The 17,068-nt window shown below is 43.6% G+C and carries 11 protein-coding genes; 2 read left to right on the top strand and 9 right to left on the bottom strand.

Going from position 1 to position 17,068, the window contains the following annotated elements:
- Positions 1–52 precede the first annotated feature (52 nt).
- Entirely contained in the window at positions 53–517 is a 465-nt protein-coding gene (locus Q5866_RS02450; protein ID WP_099291140.1) for a DUF2059 domain-containing protein, read from the top strand.
- A 91-nt stretch (positions 518–608) separates the two neighbouring features.
- On the opposite strand, the gene Q5866_RS02445 is transcribed toward Q5866_RS02450, so the two are convergent.
- The 8 genes from Q5866_RS02445 to Q5866_RS02410 all read right to left on the bottom strand — a co-directional run bounded on the left by Q5866_RS02445 (position 609) and on the right by Q5866_RS02410 (position 14,913).
- On the bottom strand, positions 609–2,174 hold the full coding sequence (locus Q5866_RS02445) for a PKD-like family lipoprotein (RefSeq protein WP_303178554.1): 1,566 nt from the start codon (positions 2,172–2,174) through the stop codon (positions 609–611).
- Between the two features lie 14 nt (positions 2,175–2,188).
- Positions 2,189–2,887 carry a DUF4843 domain-containing protein gene (locus Q5866_RS02440; RefSeq protein ID WP_186974729.1) on the bottom strand — a complete coding sequence of 233 codons (699 nt, stop codon included), beginning with the start codon at positions 2,885–2,887 and terminating at the stop codon, positions 2,189–2,191.
- Between the two features lie 18 nt (positions 2,888–2,905).
- Positions 2,906–4,342, bottom strand: coding sequence for a RagB/SusD family nutrient uptake outer membrane protein (locus Q5866_RS02435; RefSeq protein WP_303178552.1), 1,437 nt, complete (start codon positions 4,340–4,342; stop codon positions 2,906–2,908).
- Between the two features lie 19 nt (positions 4,343–4,361).
- Positions 4,362–7,691 carry a SusC/RagA family TonB-linked outer membrane protein gene (locus Q5866_RS02430; RefSeq protein ID WP_186974727.1) on the bottom strand — a complete coding sequence of 1,110 codons (3,330 nt, stop codon included), beginning with the start codon at positions 7,689–7,691 and terminating at the stop codon, positions 4,362–4,364.
- 77 nt (positions 7,692–7,768) lie between these two features.
- Entirely contained in the window at positions 7,769–10,363 is a 2,595-nt protein-coding gene (locus Q5866_RS02425; protein ID WP_303178550.1) for a zinc-dependent metalloprotease, read from the bottom strand.
- Between the two features lie 36 nt (positions 10,364–10,399).
- The gene (locus tag Q5866_RS02420) at positions 10,400–13,006 is read right to left on the bottom strand and encodes a zinc-dependent metalloprotease (protein ID WP_303178548.1); all 2,607 of its coding nucleotides are present in this window, start codon (positions 13,004–13,006) and stop codon (positions 10,400–10,402) included.
- A 109-nt stretch (positions 13,007–13,115) separates the two neighbouring features.
- A complete protein-coding gene (locus Q5866_RS02415) occupies positions 13,116–14,279 on the bottom strand; it encodes a FecR family protein (RefSeq protein WP_303178546.1) in 1,164 nt (387 codons plus the stop codon).
- Between the two features lie 76 nt (positions 14,280–14,355).
- Positions 14,356–14,913, bottom strand: a complete 558-nt coding sequence (locus Q5866_RS02410; protein WP_099291132.1) for an RNA polymerase sigma factor — start codon at positions 14,911–14,913, stop codon at positions 14,356–14,358.
- 203 nt (positions 14,914–15,116) lie between these two features.
- Between Q5866_RS02410 and Q5866_RS02405 the strand changes: the two genes are divergently transcribed.
- Complete coding sequence (locus tag Q5866_RS02405; RefSeq protein ID WP_303178545.1) at positions 15,117–16,487, top strand: MATE family efflux transporter; 1,371 nt, start codon at positions 15,117–15,119, stop codon at positions 16,485–16,487.
- Here the strand turns inward: Q5866_RS02405 and Q5866_RS02400 are convergent.
- Positions 16,444–17,061: an HAD family phosphatase gene (locus tag Q5866_RS02400; protein WP_227216878.1), complete on the bottom strand. Its 618-nt coding sequence runs from the start codon at positions 17,059–17,061 to the stop codon at positions 16,444–16,446. The two genes, Q5866_RS02405 and Q5866_RS02400, sit on opposite strands and share 44 nt — an antisense overlap.
- Between the last annotated feature and the right edge of the window lie 7 nt (positions 17,062–17,068).

Raw genomic sequence — 17,068 nt, 5'->3', positions numbered from 1 at the left:
AATTTTATATGAAAAAGATACCTTTGTTACACTATTTAAAAATTAAAAGAATATGAAAAGAATTTTGTTATTAATCGCGTTATCCTTGTGTTTGTGGAGTGTCGCGGAGGCAAAAGCTCCTCAGACCCAACCTTCAAAAGAATATGTAGAGACGTTGAAAAAGATGATCACCGTTTCCGGCGGTGATGCTACGTTCAAAATGGTCGTTCCGCAAATGTTTGCCATGATGAAGCAACAATTGCCGAATGTACCCGAGGAATTTTGGAAAACAGCCGAGGCGGAAATTATGAAAACCATCATGGACGATGTTGTCGGTATGTTGGCTCCGGTTTATTCGAAACACTTGACACAGGCTGATTTGGAAGGTATTATCAAATTCTATGAAACACCCGTGGGTAAGAAAATGGCTGCCGCACAACCGGGAATCATGTCCGAAAGTATGAAAGTAGGGCAACAATGGGGAATGCAGATCGCGATGAAGATACAGGGGATGTTGAAGGAGAAAGGGTATATGTGATTTACGATTTTAAATTTTAGATTTAAGATTGAGGGCTGTCCGCCGCCGGTTCTTGTTTACAAAGAAAGCCGGTGACGGACAGAGTTTTTATCTATTCTTCGCCCCACATGAATACGCTTCTTGCTCCGCTTTTAAAGATAACATGTTTTATTTTACCCATGTCGTTCTTTGTTTTATATAGAACATTGCTTTTCCAGATTCCTACATCTGTTGCGTCAATGAGGTAAAATATTCCATTGTCCAGACCGACGCCTATTCTGTCGCCGTTCATGGCAACTGCGATTGAAGTGATGCTATGCCCTTCAAAGTCAATGTCGAAAAGGTGTGCTTTTCCGGTTTTATCATTCATATCTCTCCAGTATAATTTCTCTTGATTGGCTCCTGCTGAAAAGAAGAAATAAGGAGTTTTCCGGGAAATGGCAAAAACATTATTTCCGTTCAACATATCTCCGTCCGGGAAAGGTATTTCGTAGTCGGGAGTGATGTTGATTGCTCCTGTATACCATACAGCACCTATGCCGAAATTCTGCATATAGTATTGGTTTTCAGTTCTGTCATACAAAATTGAAAATACGCTGTTTTCATAGTCAGCCCAAGGATCCGGGTTTTCATAGCTTGCCGCAAATACAATTTCCCGTGTCATATTATTAAGGTCGGAAAAATCGTCGGGATAATCTTTATGCGAGATAACGGTGGGTTCCCCGCATAATTTGGGTTCGTAATCCGTATCCATGCAGGCTAAATAGCGATGATTGAGTTCGTCAAACATGAGTATACATTTGCTATTCAAATATAAGGTCGGGATGAAATGGCTGATACGCATGCCGCCGCTTGCCCGCATTGGTTCCGCCATGAAGCGTCCCGAATGATATTCTTTTGGGACATCATTCCGACGACTGTATACATTTCCGTCTTCGGAAAGCAAGTAACCGCATATTTCGGGATAAAGGGCATCCTTAGGTACGAAATTGGCGGGATATGTTTCTCCAAGGAATTCCAGCTCCGTGTCAACAGCCTTCGTGAGGGCACTACCGTCTAATTCCACGGAACCGGATTTTTGTAACACTAGGATCTCTCCAATGGACGAATAGTTTGAGCTCCAATGTTCGAGTAATTTTATCGGTTCGGAGCCAAGATCGGTTCCGTTGACATTTTTGTAGACATCGGTTTCTTCTCCGTATACGATTTCAATAAGATTGCCATCGTCATCCTCTTTCTTTTGTTCTTTGACATAGGAGAGGTAGGATTTGTTATCTTTTTCCGATAATATAAGCCAACCGGCTTGATATGTGCCGGAAACATTTACCATGAATTCTGCCGTGTATTTCATACCCGTGCTGTTATCTTCCACGCGGAAATAACAACGCCGGTTTCCGACAAATTCTTTGAAACTTTCGATATGGAGTTCGGGAGAGGTACTATCTATAACCACACCGTTGACAATCCATTCGTAACTTAAACTTACATTGACGCTATCGAGAGAGAAAGATAATTCGGGAGTTATGTTCAAGGGATCTCCATAGTTAATACTGTTGCTCCATGCGATATTATCTATCGTGATTTTGTTCAGTTCTGAATAGCTATAATTACCTTTATCATCCATACATCCTAAAATCAGGACAGACAATGATAAAATCCAAATATATATCTTTTTCATAGTCTTATTTTTATTTATCCAATTACAGTTACAGTCATCGGTCGACCGTCTTCATCTAAAACGGGACCTATTTCAGGGTCTTCCGCGCACTTTTGCAGGTAGTATTTGAATTGTAGTGCCAATGCCCGTTTTTCGGGCGATTCAAGATTAGACCAATCAGAAACTTTCGTGACGCTCATGAGTGTTTCGTACTTGAGATCAGAATACTTGCCGAGATAAACTTTTTCAATGTCAGAATCCCACCATTCGGGACGAGAGGGAATGGCTGTAAAAATAATTACGGCTTTCCGGTATAGTTTCGGTCCCGGGGTATAAGCGTCGGATGCATCCAGATTCACGACGAGCTTAAATCTTTTGTCATCCAGTTTGGGCGTGTAATTCAAGAATAGTTGTGTGGAATCTTTCTGGTGTCCGGCGTGGAATACGGCATCTGTCGGGAGGTCGTAATCTTCTTCTGCCGCGGTTGACAAATCTTTATCCACGGAGAATTTGACAGGTACATCCTTTGTAAAGATATCCCCTCCGGATTCGAGTTTTAACCACACGGGTACTTTATCCTGCCCGGGATAGAAAAAGAATGACATTTCAATACTATCCGAGGTGTAGCTGTTGCGGAAATAGATGTAATGCCCGCCTTCATAATAGGGTGATTCTTCTTCTGTACAACTGCATATCGTGAACAGACAAATGAGTATTACAAGATATTTTTTCATAATCGGTAATTTTATGAATTAGATATTTTCACTGGCGGGAACGGGTAATACGAACTTGGCGGTGATTGCCGGGTTTGTCTTGCCATCCCAAATAGGAAGATTATAATATTTATACAGGAAGAAAAGTTGTCCTTCGCTCATTAACTCTCGTCTTGCGTCTAAAAGCATCGTTTCGATAAATTGACTTTCGGATAATTCAGGAAGAGGTTTTCCGTTACCGCGTTCTTCTCGCAATTCGGCCAGTAATGCTTTTGCTTCATCCACTTTTTTGTGTTGCAAAAAATATTCGCAAGCGATATAATACATTTCGGCTTTTCTTATGACGGGAATGAGCGGACCGTTATCTCTTTCTTTAGAAGGGTCTTCATAACCTACATATTTGGCTGAAATCCGGGTACCTTTGGCTATTTCCGTTGTCATTTTTGAATAGCGGCGGTCGGTAGTTTCGCCTTCGAATAAATCTTCTACATTCCGGATTTTCAGATAACCGTTTTCACCTGTCCATGGTTTAAATATCTCGGTAACATTTTTGTTGAAAAAAGCCAGAATGATATCTTCCCTACTTTTGGAGTTTCCGTCATAACTTGAACTATATGACGGATATTCCAATCCTTCGAAATCTAGTAAGTATTTCGCTTCTTCATACGCCTTGTCAATTTGTCCGGAGTACATGTAGACTCTTGCCAGTAACGCGGTTACGTTCATGTAATTCATGCGTGTCCCGCGATAACTCCAGAAAATACCTCTTTCTTGGAAATAATTTGCTTTCCCTACTCTATAAAAAGCGTCTTGTATAGCTTTTATATTATCCGGCAGTGTGTCGAATTTAGCCGTCAAGTCTTGGGCTTTTTCCAAATCTTCAATAACTAATTTTAAAAAGTCATCTACCGAAAGTTTAGGACTCCGAATTTCGGGGTACGAGGTGCAGTAGGGAATATATGTTCCGGAAGCTCCTGCCTTGGGCGCCGGGGCAAACAATCTGAGCAGGTCGAAGTGCATAAATCCGCGTAAGGCTAGAGCCTCTCCCAAGATCATATTCTTTTCTTCTTCTTTATACTCGAAGATAGATGGGCTTGCGTGTTCTATGTTTGTGATTACGTTGTTGCAATTCGCTATGCAGTTGTACATGGATTCCCATATTATAGTAATAACGGGTTTGACGGCACTATGTTCAAATGCGTAATTTTGGGCTTGAACCAGTTCACCACCGTTTAATGTTATTGCTTTTGGATCGTATAGTTGTCCGAGGCAATCCATGAATCCCCACGTCATATTTTTACCGTAAAGATCTTCTGTTGAAAGATTCTGGTATATGCCTAGTAAAGCACTTCTGAAACCGTTCCCGTTTTCAAACAATTGACTCTCTTTAATCTGGTCTGAAGCCGATACATCCAGCCAGTTGTCGCAACCGGAGAATCCTATTAGGCAAAGGGCGATATATATTATTTTTTTCATGGTCATGTATTTTATTAGATTAAAGTCCGATTTTTAATGAGAATCCCATGTTATAAGCGAAAGGATAAGAAAGTCCTCTCTCCTGCTTTATTGAAGAAACATGCATCAAATCATTCATGTTGAATTCAACACGTAACGTTTTTAAACGGGCTTTTTTCATCCATGCATGCTCGCTGAAATCGTATCCTAGTGTGAGTGAAGTCAGTTCCAGCCAATTATCGTCCTGCACGAAGCGGGAAACCGGTCTTGTTGTTTCACTGTAATCTTTGATGCTTTTGTATTTTGCGATATCCCCGATTTCATGCCAACGGTCATACAATACGCGTTTATCCGCGTTATAATATTGCAGGTTGACATTCTCAACTTTTGAAACCAACGTGGAGTTGTAGCTTTGTGCCCCGAATTGGAATTTGAATGAAGTGAATAAGGTAAAACCTTTATAACGTAAATTTAAACCGAAATTACCTTCCGCATCGGGTTCCGTATCTCCCAGTACGATTTGGTTTTCTGCCGTGTAGTCGTAAGTGATGCTACCGTCTCTGTTCAATAGCATATCCTTTCCGTTTGTCGGATCGATTCCAAGAGATCGCATTCCCCAGATAGCTGTCAGTGATTGACCTTCTTCGTATTTTAACAAGGGTTTCATCAATTCTTCGTCCGGGGTAGAATAATAATCGTCATAGTGTGAGTTCACCTTGTCGTTGTATTCCTGCAATGCGTTTGATATCTTTTTCAATTTACCTTTGTTGTGCGAAAGATTTAAAAACACGGAGGCAGCCCAATCTTTCGTTCTGACAAAATCACTTCTTACATCAATTTCAAATCCTTTGTTTTCAAGCTTTCCGAGATTTTCTTTGTAAGAATTGAAACCGGCAGAAGAAGGAATAGTAACATCATTTACCATATCTACCGTCTGTTTGTTATACCACGATGCTTTCGCGTAGAAAAGTCCGTCAAATAGCTCAAATTCGATACCAAGGTCTAAAGAATTTGTTTTTTGCCACACCAGATTTTGGTTTCCTAAAGCGATGAGGGAAACTCCGTACCCGGAACTGTACCAATTGTCAAGATTGGCTAGATAACGGGTAGATGCCTCGTAAGGAGCAAAATTAGCAGTACCTAATTGCCCGTAATTACTTCGGATTTTTAATAGGGTGAGGACTTTGTTCCCTTTTAAAAAATCGTAATTATGAATGTTTATGGCTGCACCACCGGAATAGAAAGAACCCCATCTTTTCTTGTCTCCGAATTCCGAGGAACCATCCAGACGATACGTCAAGTCAAGAGCGTATATGTTATTGTAGTCATAGTTTACAGAAGCGAGGAAACCGATATTCCGGGTTGCGTTGTCCGCGAAAGTGGGCTTCTGATAGATTTCTTTTGCATAGGCCGGAGATACCAGATCGCTGGAAGGGAATCCCCTGTATTCGCTTCTTTCCGAATCTGTTTCTTGAGCTCTGGCGTTATAAGTTAATGTAGCGTTTATATTGTGTTTATGTAATTGACGGTTGTAAATTAACATGACGGATAGATCCCAACTTAAGAAATTCCCTCTGGATCTTGTTAATGAACCTCTTAATAAATTGTACGGGTCACTTGAATTTTGGGATTTTTGAGACAGGGGATCCACGAAAACGTCAGATTTTGTCCATTGTTTGGTTACGCCGAAAGTACCTTTTATTTGTAGTCCGTCAATAATATACCAGTTGATACCTACATTATCTTGTAATTCATTATAGGACGATCTGTCATAGTTGCCAAGAGTGGCCTCGTATAGAGGATTGGTTTTATCAAAATCTCCCCATTTGAGTGTTTTACTATAATTGCCGTAGGAATCTTTCATTTCGTTATAGGGTAACTGTCTCGTGTAATCTGCAAAGTTCCCGTAAGGAGATTCTTTGGATTTGTTGGATTTGTAGGCTATATAGTTTTTAATCTGTAGATCCTTATATCTATAATCCAAGGTTAGTCCGGCTCCCATATTATCCCGGAAAGATCCTTTCATAACTCCGTCATTGTTGTTGTAGGAAAGATCCAGCCCGAAACGAATACTTTCCACACCACCTTGAATGTATATGCTGTGTTTGTGGCTGAAGGAGTTACGGAGAGGTTGACCGATCCAGTAGGTGTCAACTCCCCGGGCAACGTCTTCCAGTTTCTGGTAATACGTGTTTTGTGCCGAAAGTTCGTCATAGTATCCGGCAAGCCGTTCTGCTTCCAGTTTTTCTGCCGCATTCATAAGATTATAGTCGGACAGGTCGGGAATGGCGAGGGTGCCGACCATGGAATAATCTACACGGATCTCACCCGGCTTGGGGGCTACCGTTGTGATTACAATCACTCCGTTGGCAGCGCGGGAACCGTACATGGCGGTTGCGGCAGCGTCTTTGAGGATCGTGATACTTTCAATTCTTTCCGGGTCCATGTCGTACACTTTCTCTGCCGTTACTTCGAAGCCGTCCATGATGAAAGTAGGAGTGTTCGGGTTATTTTCCAACGCTTGTTTATCCAGTGCTTTTGTCCCGATACTGGAACGTCCGCGAATGTAAAACTCGGGAACTTTGTTCGGGTTGGAACCCCATTCATTGTTTTTGATGATTCGTAATGAAGGATCGTAGGTAGACAGTGCGGCGATAACGTTTCGTTTGGACACTTTCAAGATATCTTCTTTCTTCAATTGTACGGCACTTCCCGTGAAACTTGATTTTTTGATGTTGGAATATCCCGTAACAATAACTTCGTCCAAACTTTCCTCTTTTTCTTTCAAAACAATTCTGAAGGTTGTCTTGTTACCGGCTTGGACCTCTTGAGTTTCCATGCCGACATAGGTGAAAACGAGCGTAAGATCTTTCAAGTTGGCGGGAATGGTCATTTTGAACAGACCTTTTGCATCGGTACTCGTTCCGATAGTAGTTCCTTTGATCATGACGGTAACACCCGGGATGGAGTCGCCCTTGACGTCTACAACGACACCTTTTATCTCTTTCGCTTTCTCCTCTTCTTTGGTGCGGTTGGTCAACACGAACACGTTATCCACGATCTTGTATGTCAGGCTTGTACCTTCCAGACATTTATTCAAAACCTCTTCCAGTGTTTTGTCTGTCATTTCCAAGTCAAACTTTTTATCCGACCTGACTTGTTCGTGATTGTAGAGAATCTCGCATCCGACCACGTTTGTCAGATATTCCAGCGCGTGGAGTAACGTTACGTTTTTCAGGTTGACCGTCACTACTTTGTGCTGTTGTCCGTACAGGTTTTCCCCGGAGATGGACAAGGTAACGAAAAGTTGCAGGCAAAGAATTAGCAGCCCCTTGCATAGCAACTGTTTTAGATGACACTCTTTTTCCATGTTTGCTATTGTTATGTTTGTAATTAAATTAGATAGGGACGAGAGACTGTTTTTCGAGTCCCTCGTCCTGTTATTTGTCAATTCTTTTTGAGAGCTTGGTTGATTTGATGCAGTAGTAAAGCGTAATGATTACGGGTTTCGGTATTACCCGTGTTTTTGGCTTTTTCCAATTGTTGTTTGGTCTTCATCAAAACATTGTAATACACGTGCGCGATACTTGGAAAGTCCGCTTTTACCCGTCTTTGGAATCCAACGCCTTGCACCGGTTTCGGGCTGTCGGCAGATAATTTTGCTTGTTCCGGGACATAACCGTAGAGTTGGAACATCTTTTGATCCAGCCATTGATCCAGCGTCAAGTTATTCGTGATATTCATACTGCCTCTTGCCTTGCCTTTTCCGGCATCCAGTTTGGATTCTTTGATTAGGCTCTTCACGAAAGTCAATTGTGCTTCCCGTTCCCGGCTTTTCAGCGTGACACCTTTTTGTGTGGGTTTCCAAATGTAATCGTATATATCCTGCAAGTACTCCTCTTCCGTGTATGGATCTTCTGATTTCGAGATGCATAGCCCTAAGCCGGAAGCGTTGCTGATAAGATTGCTGATCAGTGTTTGCTGGAAAAGCACTCCGGGATTACCGATAATCGGGATATTTTTGAGCATTTCTTTGTTATCCAGCCACGACATATCTTCCTGTAATTGCAACAGAAATTGTAAAGCCCGCTTTTGTTCTGCTTTCGGTACGGACTGGTAAGTCGGTCGCGGATCGCCCTCGTATTTCTCGTTCAGGTAGATACCACCGATGATAGGAGTGACGTGTCCCATGTAGGTTCTGAATTGATTCAGAATGGCATAATACATCTGATTTCTGAAAGAGAGGTCAGTGTCCGATGCTGCAACCCATTCGTTCAAGTTTTCCATGACGTATCTTAAATTCTTCAAACCGTAGGTGGCGGACTTGATGGCATCGTCACCCAAGTCTTCTTCCAAGGCACTCGGATCATACCGGGACATGATTTGCTGTTTCCCGTACCTGTAAATAGGATCTCCGGCTTTTTCACTGATCCATCTGTCCAGCGTCGGAACTTCCTCTTCTGCGGTTTTCGCCTCGGGGATAGGCTTGTAAATCCATTTTATGGCGTAGTAATCATATTGTCCGATGATAGGCGGTGTGAGTTTTACCCCTTTTTCCAAGTCCCCCGGTTGTGCCACGTAATTGAAGCGGGCATAATCCATGATGGAAGGAGTCGTGCCGTATTTCTGCGTGAAGGTGGCGGAACGCAAAGAGTCCGTGGGGAAGGCATTAGAGGATGCCATATTGTGCATCAACCCGAAACAGTGTCCCACTTCATGACGTGCGACGTAGCGGATGGCGTCACCCATGACCTCTTCCGGCAAGGTGATCTGCCTTACGCTCGGGTCTACGGCTGCCGTTTGCAACATTCTCCACGTGTAAAGAAGACTCACGAGATTGTGATAGATGTACACGGAAGCGTTCAGAATCTCCCCGCTTCTCGGGTCTACCCAAGAGGGACCCATGGCGTTTTCCACGGGAATGGGAGCATAACGGATACAGGTGTATTTAATATTGTTCGGGTCAAATTCGGGATCGTCAACGGGGAACATTTTGGTTTGTACGACATTCTTTAATCCGATTTCTTCGAAAGCACGGTTCCAGTCTTCCACTCCCATGCGGATGTATTTCATCCACATTTGCGGGAAATTCGGGTCGATGTAGAAGATAATCGGTTGTTTTACATCTACAAGCTCTCCTCTCTTGTAGGCTTCCATGTCCTTGGGTTCAACTCTCCAGCGGTGGGCGTAGTAAACGACGTCCGAACCATTGTCGTCATTCGTGAATTTCATTTTCCCCGTGTAGAAAACCCCGATGCGCGGGTCTAGAATCCGGGGTTGCATCGGTTTCTCCGGCAATAGGATTAAGGAGCGTTTCACGAGGGCGGAGAACGGTTTGTCCGTTTGGTACTCGAACATGCCGAGGGCTCTCATGGTTACCCCGAAGGAAAGGTGACTGCTGATTGATACGTTGTCTTCAAAAGCCATGATATCGCCGATAAACGAACGGTCTTTTTTGAAGTTCGTGATACGCTGAATCCAACCGCCGTAGGTACTTGCGCTGTACGGGTCGAAAGGATCGATCTCGTATAAATCACTTACGAGGAAGTCTGTCACGTCGAACACGACCGCCGATTTATCATTATTCCAGCATTTGACCGGGAACATTTTCGCGATAGCACCGATATTTCCTTTGTCGATGGCTTCTTGAATGTTTTTGTCCTTGGCGTTGGTGACCGAAGCGTTGTAAACATAGCGCATTTGTACGTTCGTGTCTATTTTGGTGAAGTAGATATGTAGGGGTCTGTGCGGCTTCTGTCCCACCAGTGCTTCCGTGTTGTCGCTAATCTCCTCGACGGTCGAACCGAGTAACATTTCCTTCCCGAATAACGAGAACGGAAATTCAAAATAGACCTTGCCGTCGATTTTGTGTAACGTGATCAAGCCCTTTACCGTCTTGCACGCGGGTGTATTGAACAGTTTGTCGTATTCGCTTTGCTTCTTCTGTTCTGTTTTATTCTCTTTCTTCTTTCTCGTTGCGGCTTGCGTACCGAGTGTCGGTATCAAGAAGCAAATGATGAGAAGAGTCATTATCTTGTTCATATCAATTTTTTTTATCATTACTAAAAAGGTTACAGGCTATTTCATCGCTTTGTCAATCCGACGCAACAATAATTGGTAATGATTTCTGGTTTCCAGCGAGGGATGATTTATGTTCTTTTCCAACAGGTTCTTGGTTTTTAGCAACATCCCGTAATAGATGTGTGACACGGAAGGCGAAGTCGTGTAATTAACGGCTTGCAGGAACCCGAATCCGCTGACCTCTCCGTTGTCGTTAGCTTCTTGAGGAGCGGCATATTCAAGTGCGGCGTGTCCGTAATCCTCGATGCTTTTTTGTTTGATATATTCGGGAACTTCGATCGCTTTGAAGGCGTCTGTAATCCCGATCATGATGCTGCCGCCGGAACCGGAACCGCTACTTTTGCTGATTAACGCGGAAACGAAAGCGTCTTGTAACTTACGATCTGCCACTTGGGTTTTTCCGCCTTTTAGTGTTGTAGCCCACACGAAGTTATAAATCTCGTTCAGGTATTCTTCCGGGGTATAGGGATCTTTATCTGTTTTTGCCACGCAGAGGGGGAGTTTGCTTACCCCGTCCACGATGCGGGAAACTACTTCGGATTGGATGTCCGAACTCGGGGAACCGATAAGCGTGAAATTCTTCAACAAATCTTTATTTTCGATCCAGTCGATATCTCTCACTTGTGCCATCATGAATTGTAATGCCCGTTTTTGTTTCTCTTTCGGCACGGCTTCATAGCTCGGACGAGGATCTCCCTCGTATCTTTCCGTCAGGTAAATACCGCCGATATTGGCATACACGTGATTCAAGTATCTCACGTATTGTTGTACTATCTCGTTGTACAAAGAGAATCTGTGCTTGTAGTCTTTGTCGCTGTCGGTAAACCAGTTATTCAAGTTCGACAGGATGTATTTCAAATTCTTGATACCGTATTCGGACGCAATCATGGCGTCGTCGCCTAAATCTTCGGACAGAGAGCTAGGGTCATAATGTGTCCAGATTTGTTGTTTGCCGTACCTGTACATCGGGTCATCGGCTTTTTCGCGCACCCATTGGTTTAATGTTGTCGTTTCCTCTTCGGGAGAGTTGGCGTCTAAAAGCGGAGAATAACTCCATTTGATGAGGAAATAATCGTATTCTCCCAGAATCGGCGGGGTTAATTTCACGCCTCTTTCTTTATCGCCGGGTTGTGCGACATAATTGAAACGGGCGTAGTCCATGATGGATGCCGTGGTACCGTACCTTTGTGTAAATTCGGGATCTCTCAGTTTTTCGACCGGAATGGAAGCCGAGGCTGCCATGTTGTGCATGAAACCAAGACAGTGCCCCACTTCATGACGGCTCGCGTATCGAATGGCCTCACCCATAACTTGCTCGGGGAGAATCTTGTAACGTACATCCGGATCAGCCGCGGCGGTATGGATAAAGCGCCAGTTGTACAGTAAGCTGATCAAGTTGTGATAGATATATACCGACGCGTTAATGATTTCTCCTGTTCTGGGGTCTGTCCATGACGGTCCCATCGCGTTAGCCATCCATGTCGGGGCATAACGTACACAGGAATATTTCAAGTTGTCCGGGTCAAATTCCGGATCGTCTTTCGGGAAATCCTTGGCGATGATAGCTTTTTTAAAACCGATTTTTTCAAATGCCAGATTCCAGTCCTCTACTGCCATGTGGATGTATTTTTTCCACATATCCGGGAAATTATCGTCGATGTAGAAAACAATCGGCTTTTTCGGTTCCACGAGTTGTCCTTTTTTGAAGGCGATCTCGTCCGATGGTTCCAGTCTCCAACGGTTGGCGTAAAAAACATTAACAGCCTTGTTGTCGGTGTTCGTGTATTGGATTTTAATGGTCGGGAATATTCCTACTCGCGGATCCGCGATACGGGGTCTCGCTGGGATTTCCGGCAAGAGTACGATACTCCGGGTTGCTACTACCGTAAGCGGTTTTTTGTATTCGTAATAGTTCTGTCCTCCGCGGATATCACACTCGTAAGAGAGGTGGCTCCTCACGAGAACATTATCCTCGAATGCCTTGATTTCCCCGAGGAAAGATTTGTCTTGCTGGAAGCGGCTGCTTCTGACCAGATATCCCCCGTAAGTATTGGCACCGTAATCATCGATCGGTTCGAGGTCTTTGTTATCACCCACGAACAATTTGGTGATATCGAAGACCACCGCCGTGCTGTCCGGGTTGTAGGCCTCAACCTTGTAAACCCCGATAATAGCCCCGATGTTGGCTTTCTCGATGGCATTGGCAATGTTTTTATCTTCAGAGCGTGTGATCGAGTAATTGAAAATTTGCCTTAATTGAATCGTGGAATCGATCATGGTAAATTGTATGTGCAACGGCTCTTTGGGTTTTTGTCCCACGATGGCATCCCCGTTATCACTGATTTCCGTTACGGTCGATCCCAGTAACATGTCTTTTCCCAAAAGTTGAAGGGGAAGTTCAAAATACAATTTATTATCGACCCGATGTAAATTGATGAGTCCTTTTGCTTGTGTGTGGTCTTTTTTAAAGAGCTTGTCGTAAGCACTTTCTTTTTTGACAGGAGTTTTTGCCGTTTCTTTCTTTTTCTTTCTGGCAGAAGCCTCTGTTTCAGTTAAGAACGCTACTGTGAAAAAACAGAGCAATAATAACAATTTGTACTTCATGGTAATTTTTTTAAGTTTTTACATACGTGTGATTTATGCACACAACACCCGAATTGATTCGTGTTTCGAATCAATAAATAATTAATAATAAGCTATTTAATTTGTATTATTATATCCTCATAATAGTCACTGTTCGATCTTTTACCTCAAATTTTACATCAGTGGTCAGTTCCAACACGCGGAATGCTTTTGTGATATCGGCATATTTGGGAATGAAACCCGTGAAGTGGTAATCTTTAATGGTTTGATTCGTGTAGAACAGGTTCACATCATACCACCTTGCCAATTTCATCATGACGACTTCCAGCCGTTCGTTGGAGAAATAAAATTTATCATTTTTCCACGATATGGCGTTTCTGGCGTTTGTTTTTTTGATGCTGATGTCGTCCCCGCTTATTTCGAGGGCTTCGTCGGGTTTCAGTTTATAGTTTTTGTTTGCTTTTTTAACTTGTACACTACCTTCCAGCAACACGACCCGCGACACGTCATCATCCTTGTAGTTGGATATATTGAAACTTGTACCGAGTACCTGTACGGCAAAATCTTTTCCTTCCACGATAAACGGGTGTCGCTCATCCCGACTGACTTCAAAATAGGCTTCTCCCTCGAGATACACCCGGCGTTCGGATCGCGTGAAAGTAACCGGATACCTGAGTTTGGAATCGGAATTTAGATGTACTTTCGTCCCGTCCGCCAGCATGACGCTGTATTCTCCCCCTCTGCCGATAACCAAGGTATGGATATTATCAGTTTGGGCGGTTGTATTCTCGGGTGTTCCGGTTTGGTAATATAACGTGGCAGAATCATTCCGGTATTTTGTCCCGGAATTATCCGTTAATTCAAGTTGGCAGTTCTTGTGCAATTGTATCTCTTCCCGGTTCGACACGATGAGGGTGGCTTTGCCCACTCCCGGTTGAATCGGTTTCATGGCAACTACATCTTTTGGCTTTATTTCCGCGCGGCTTTCTATCCGGTAAATAAAATAGGTACCGAGAAGAAGGAGAATGGTTGCCGCGTACCCGAAATAGCGGGATACGCGTCTTCGGGGAAAGGAAGTCACGTGTTTCCATGCCTTGTCCGTGTCAATCGTTTGTTTCAATCGATATTGTTCCAGTATATAGTTTTCGTTTTGTATACGAACGTATAATTCTTGGTTTTTATTCGATTGTTTCAACCAATTGGCGAGAAAGAGTTTTTCTTCTTCCGTGATTTCCTGCCTCATCTGTTTCAAGATCAGTTCGGAAATTTTCTGTATGTCGGATTCTTTTCTCATTTTATGGCGTCTTTTATCCTTAAGACAAAAGAATTGAACCCGCGGGTGACAGAGGGTATTATTTTTTCGAAGATTTTTAAAAACAAGGAAAAATAATGACTAATAAGGGGAACAAGTCTTTTAAATTTTCTTTCAAGAATTTGCGTGCTCTCAGGCGTTGGGTTTTCACCGTGTTTTCTGAGATCTGAAGGGTTTCGGCAACTTTACAAACCTCCATACCGTCGATGTAGCTTAGTTTGAAGACCTTCCGGCATTCTTCCGGAAGTTTCTCGATGGTACTGAATATTTCTTCCATAATCTCGCTTTCGATTCGCTGAAGCAGGTAACTGTTTTCTTCATAGACTTCTTGCTCGAAGTCTTTCATTTTTTCAGTGATATATGCTTGATGCTTCAAGTGATTAATACAAGCGTTATGTACCGAACTGTAAAGGTAGGCTTTGAGTGAGTTTATTTTGTTTATTTTCACCTTTTTGTGTAACAAGGTAATGAAAACATTTTGAACGATATCCTCGGCCTCGTCAAAATTATTCAAGATGCGGTTGGCAAAAAGACATAACGCGGGATAAAACGTGGTAAACAGTTGTTTGCTACGTTCATCTGTCGAGAATAAATGCATGTTAGTCTCTTCCTCCATCTCTTTTTGTCTTTTTAATCTTCATTGTTCACATACCATCCCTACATTTGAGACAAATAATATTCACCCGCGGGTGACAACGGTTAAATATTTTTTTCAAAATCGCCTGTCAGAGTCTTGCCTTATAAATTGAAACAATCATTCGGGGCAAAGTTAGAATATTTTGGGATATATCTCTATTTTTGTGTTTTCAAACGGACAGCATGAGCAATTGGTTACAGAAATACGGGCGGCATTACTCGGAAACGGTTAAGATAGGCGTGCCTATCGTGTTGGGACAGCTAGGGGTTGTCGTGGTCGGGTTGGTGGATAATATTATGGTGGGACATTTCAGTACGGCTGATCTGGCGGCTTCCTCGTTCGTGAATAGCGTGTTCAATATCCCGATTCTTTTCGGCTTGGGTTTCTCATACGGGTTGACTCCTTTGATCGGGCAATTTTTCGGTCGGGGGAATAAGTTCCGGGTAGGCGGTCTTTTGCGCAACAGTCTGTTGGCTAATTTGATGATCGGGGTGTTGCTCTCGTTGATCATGGGAGTGGTTTTCTTGAATGTCCATCGCATGGGACAGCCGGAAGAGTTACTGCCGCTCATTCGGCCTTATTTCCTGTTACAGTTAGCCTCGTTGGTTTTCGTGATGATGTTCAACAGTTTCAAGCAATTTGCCGACGGCATCACGGACACGAAGACTTCCATGTGGATCATGCTCTCCGCCAACGTGCTGAATATTATCGGGAACACGATTCTGATTTACGGGACTTTCGGGCTTCCGGCACTTGGCTTAACGGGAGCGGGAATATCCACGCTGGCATCCCGGGTATTCATGTTTGTCGCGTTCGCCGTCTTGTTTTTCCGGCGTTTGTCCTATCGTCGTTATTTGGTGGGGTATCGTCGGACAGCGTATAATTCGGGAGACTTGCGGGTGCTGAATCGTATGGGAATCATGGTCGGTTTGCAAATGGGGATGGAAACCGCGTTATTCAGCATCAGCGGGGTAATGATCGGTTGGCTGGGCACGGTCGCTTTGGCGGCGCATCAGGTGGTAGCCTCTATATCCACCCTTGGATTTATGGTGTATTATGGTGTCGGGTCCGCGGTTTCGATACGGGTAAGTAACTTTTACGGTAGGGGAGATATCGCGAGCGTGAAACGGGCAACCATGGCGGGAGTCCACTTGTTAGCTTTGTTGGCTTTGACCGTTTCCATATTCTTCCTGTCGGTACGGGGACATATCGGACTGGTATATACTTCATCGGGAGAGGTGGTAGACTTGGTTGCCGTGTTGATGGTGATCCTCGTTTTTTACCAATTCGGCGACAGTCTGCAAATTATCTTTGCCAATGCCCTGCGAGGCGTTTCGGATGTGACTTCTATGGCTGTCATTTCCTTTATCGGCTACTTCGTGGTCGCTTTGCCCGTTTCTTACATTTGCGGCTTCGTTCTGGATTGGGGTATTGAAGGGGTTTGGACGGGTTATCCTCTCGGGCTCACCCTGACCGGCATTATGCTCTGTTGTCGTTTTTATTACTTTATCAGGAAGAAAAATTTGAAACCTTTTTCCCCAACCTCTCCCTGATTTCCTTGTACCCTTTCTGTTTATCCGAGAAATGTACCGTGTTAATGCCGAGAGCCTGTGCGGCTTTGACATTCGCGGCAAGATCATCTATGAATAGTGATTCTTCCGGTTTCAAGTGATATCGTTTCAATATCAACTCGTAAATCTCCCTGTCCGGTTTAACCATGTGTTCTATCGCCGAGATAATCTGCCCGTCGAAATAGTTGAACACTTCCCGCGTCTTGAGATACTCGTAAAAGTCGAGCGACATATTGGATAGACAATACAGTTTGTAGCCTTGCGCGGACAATAGCCTGATTAACGCTTCTGTTTCGGGAATCGGTACCAGCGAGCGTTTCACGTGTTCCACGAAAGCATCACATTCTTTGGCGGATATTCCGGTGAGCACGGATACTTTGTTCACGAGTTCTTCTCGCCCGAGAATTCCTTTGTCGAATTGAGTCCAATAGTCTTTGAAGAATCCCTTGTTTTTGATGTTCATGATCAACATCGGATTCCCTTTAAATGAGTCGATTACTCGTTCACCGTTCCATTCGACTACCACTCCTCCTAAATCAAAAATAATGTTTTTCATAATCGGC

The organism is uncultured Butyricimonas sp., from assembly GCF_959596855.1.
Taxonomy (GTDB): Bacteria; Bacteroidota; Bacteroidia; order Bacteroidales; family Marinifilaceae; genus Butyricimonas; species Butyricimonas muris.
The sequence above is the reverse complement of the archived record's forward strand: the minus strand, read 5'-3'. Positions and strand labels throughout refer to the sequence as shown.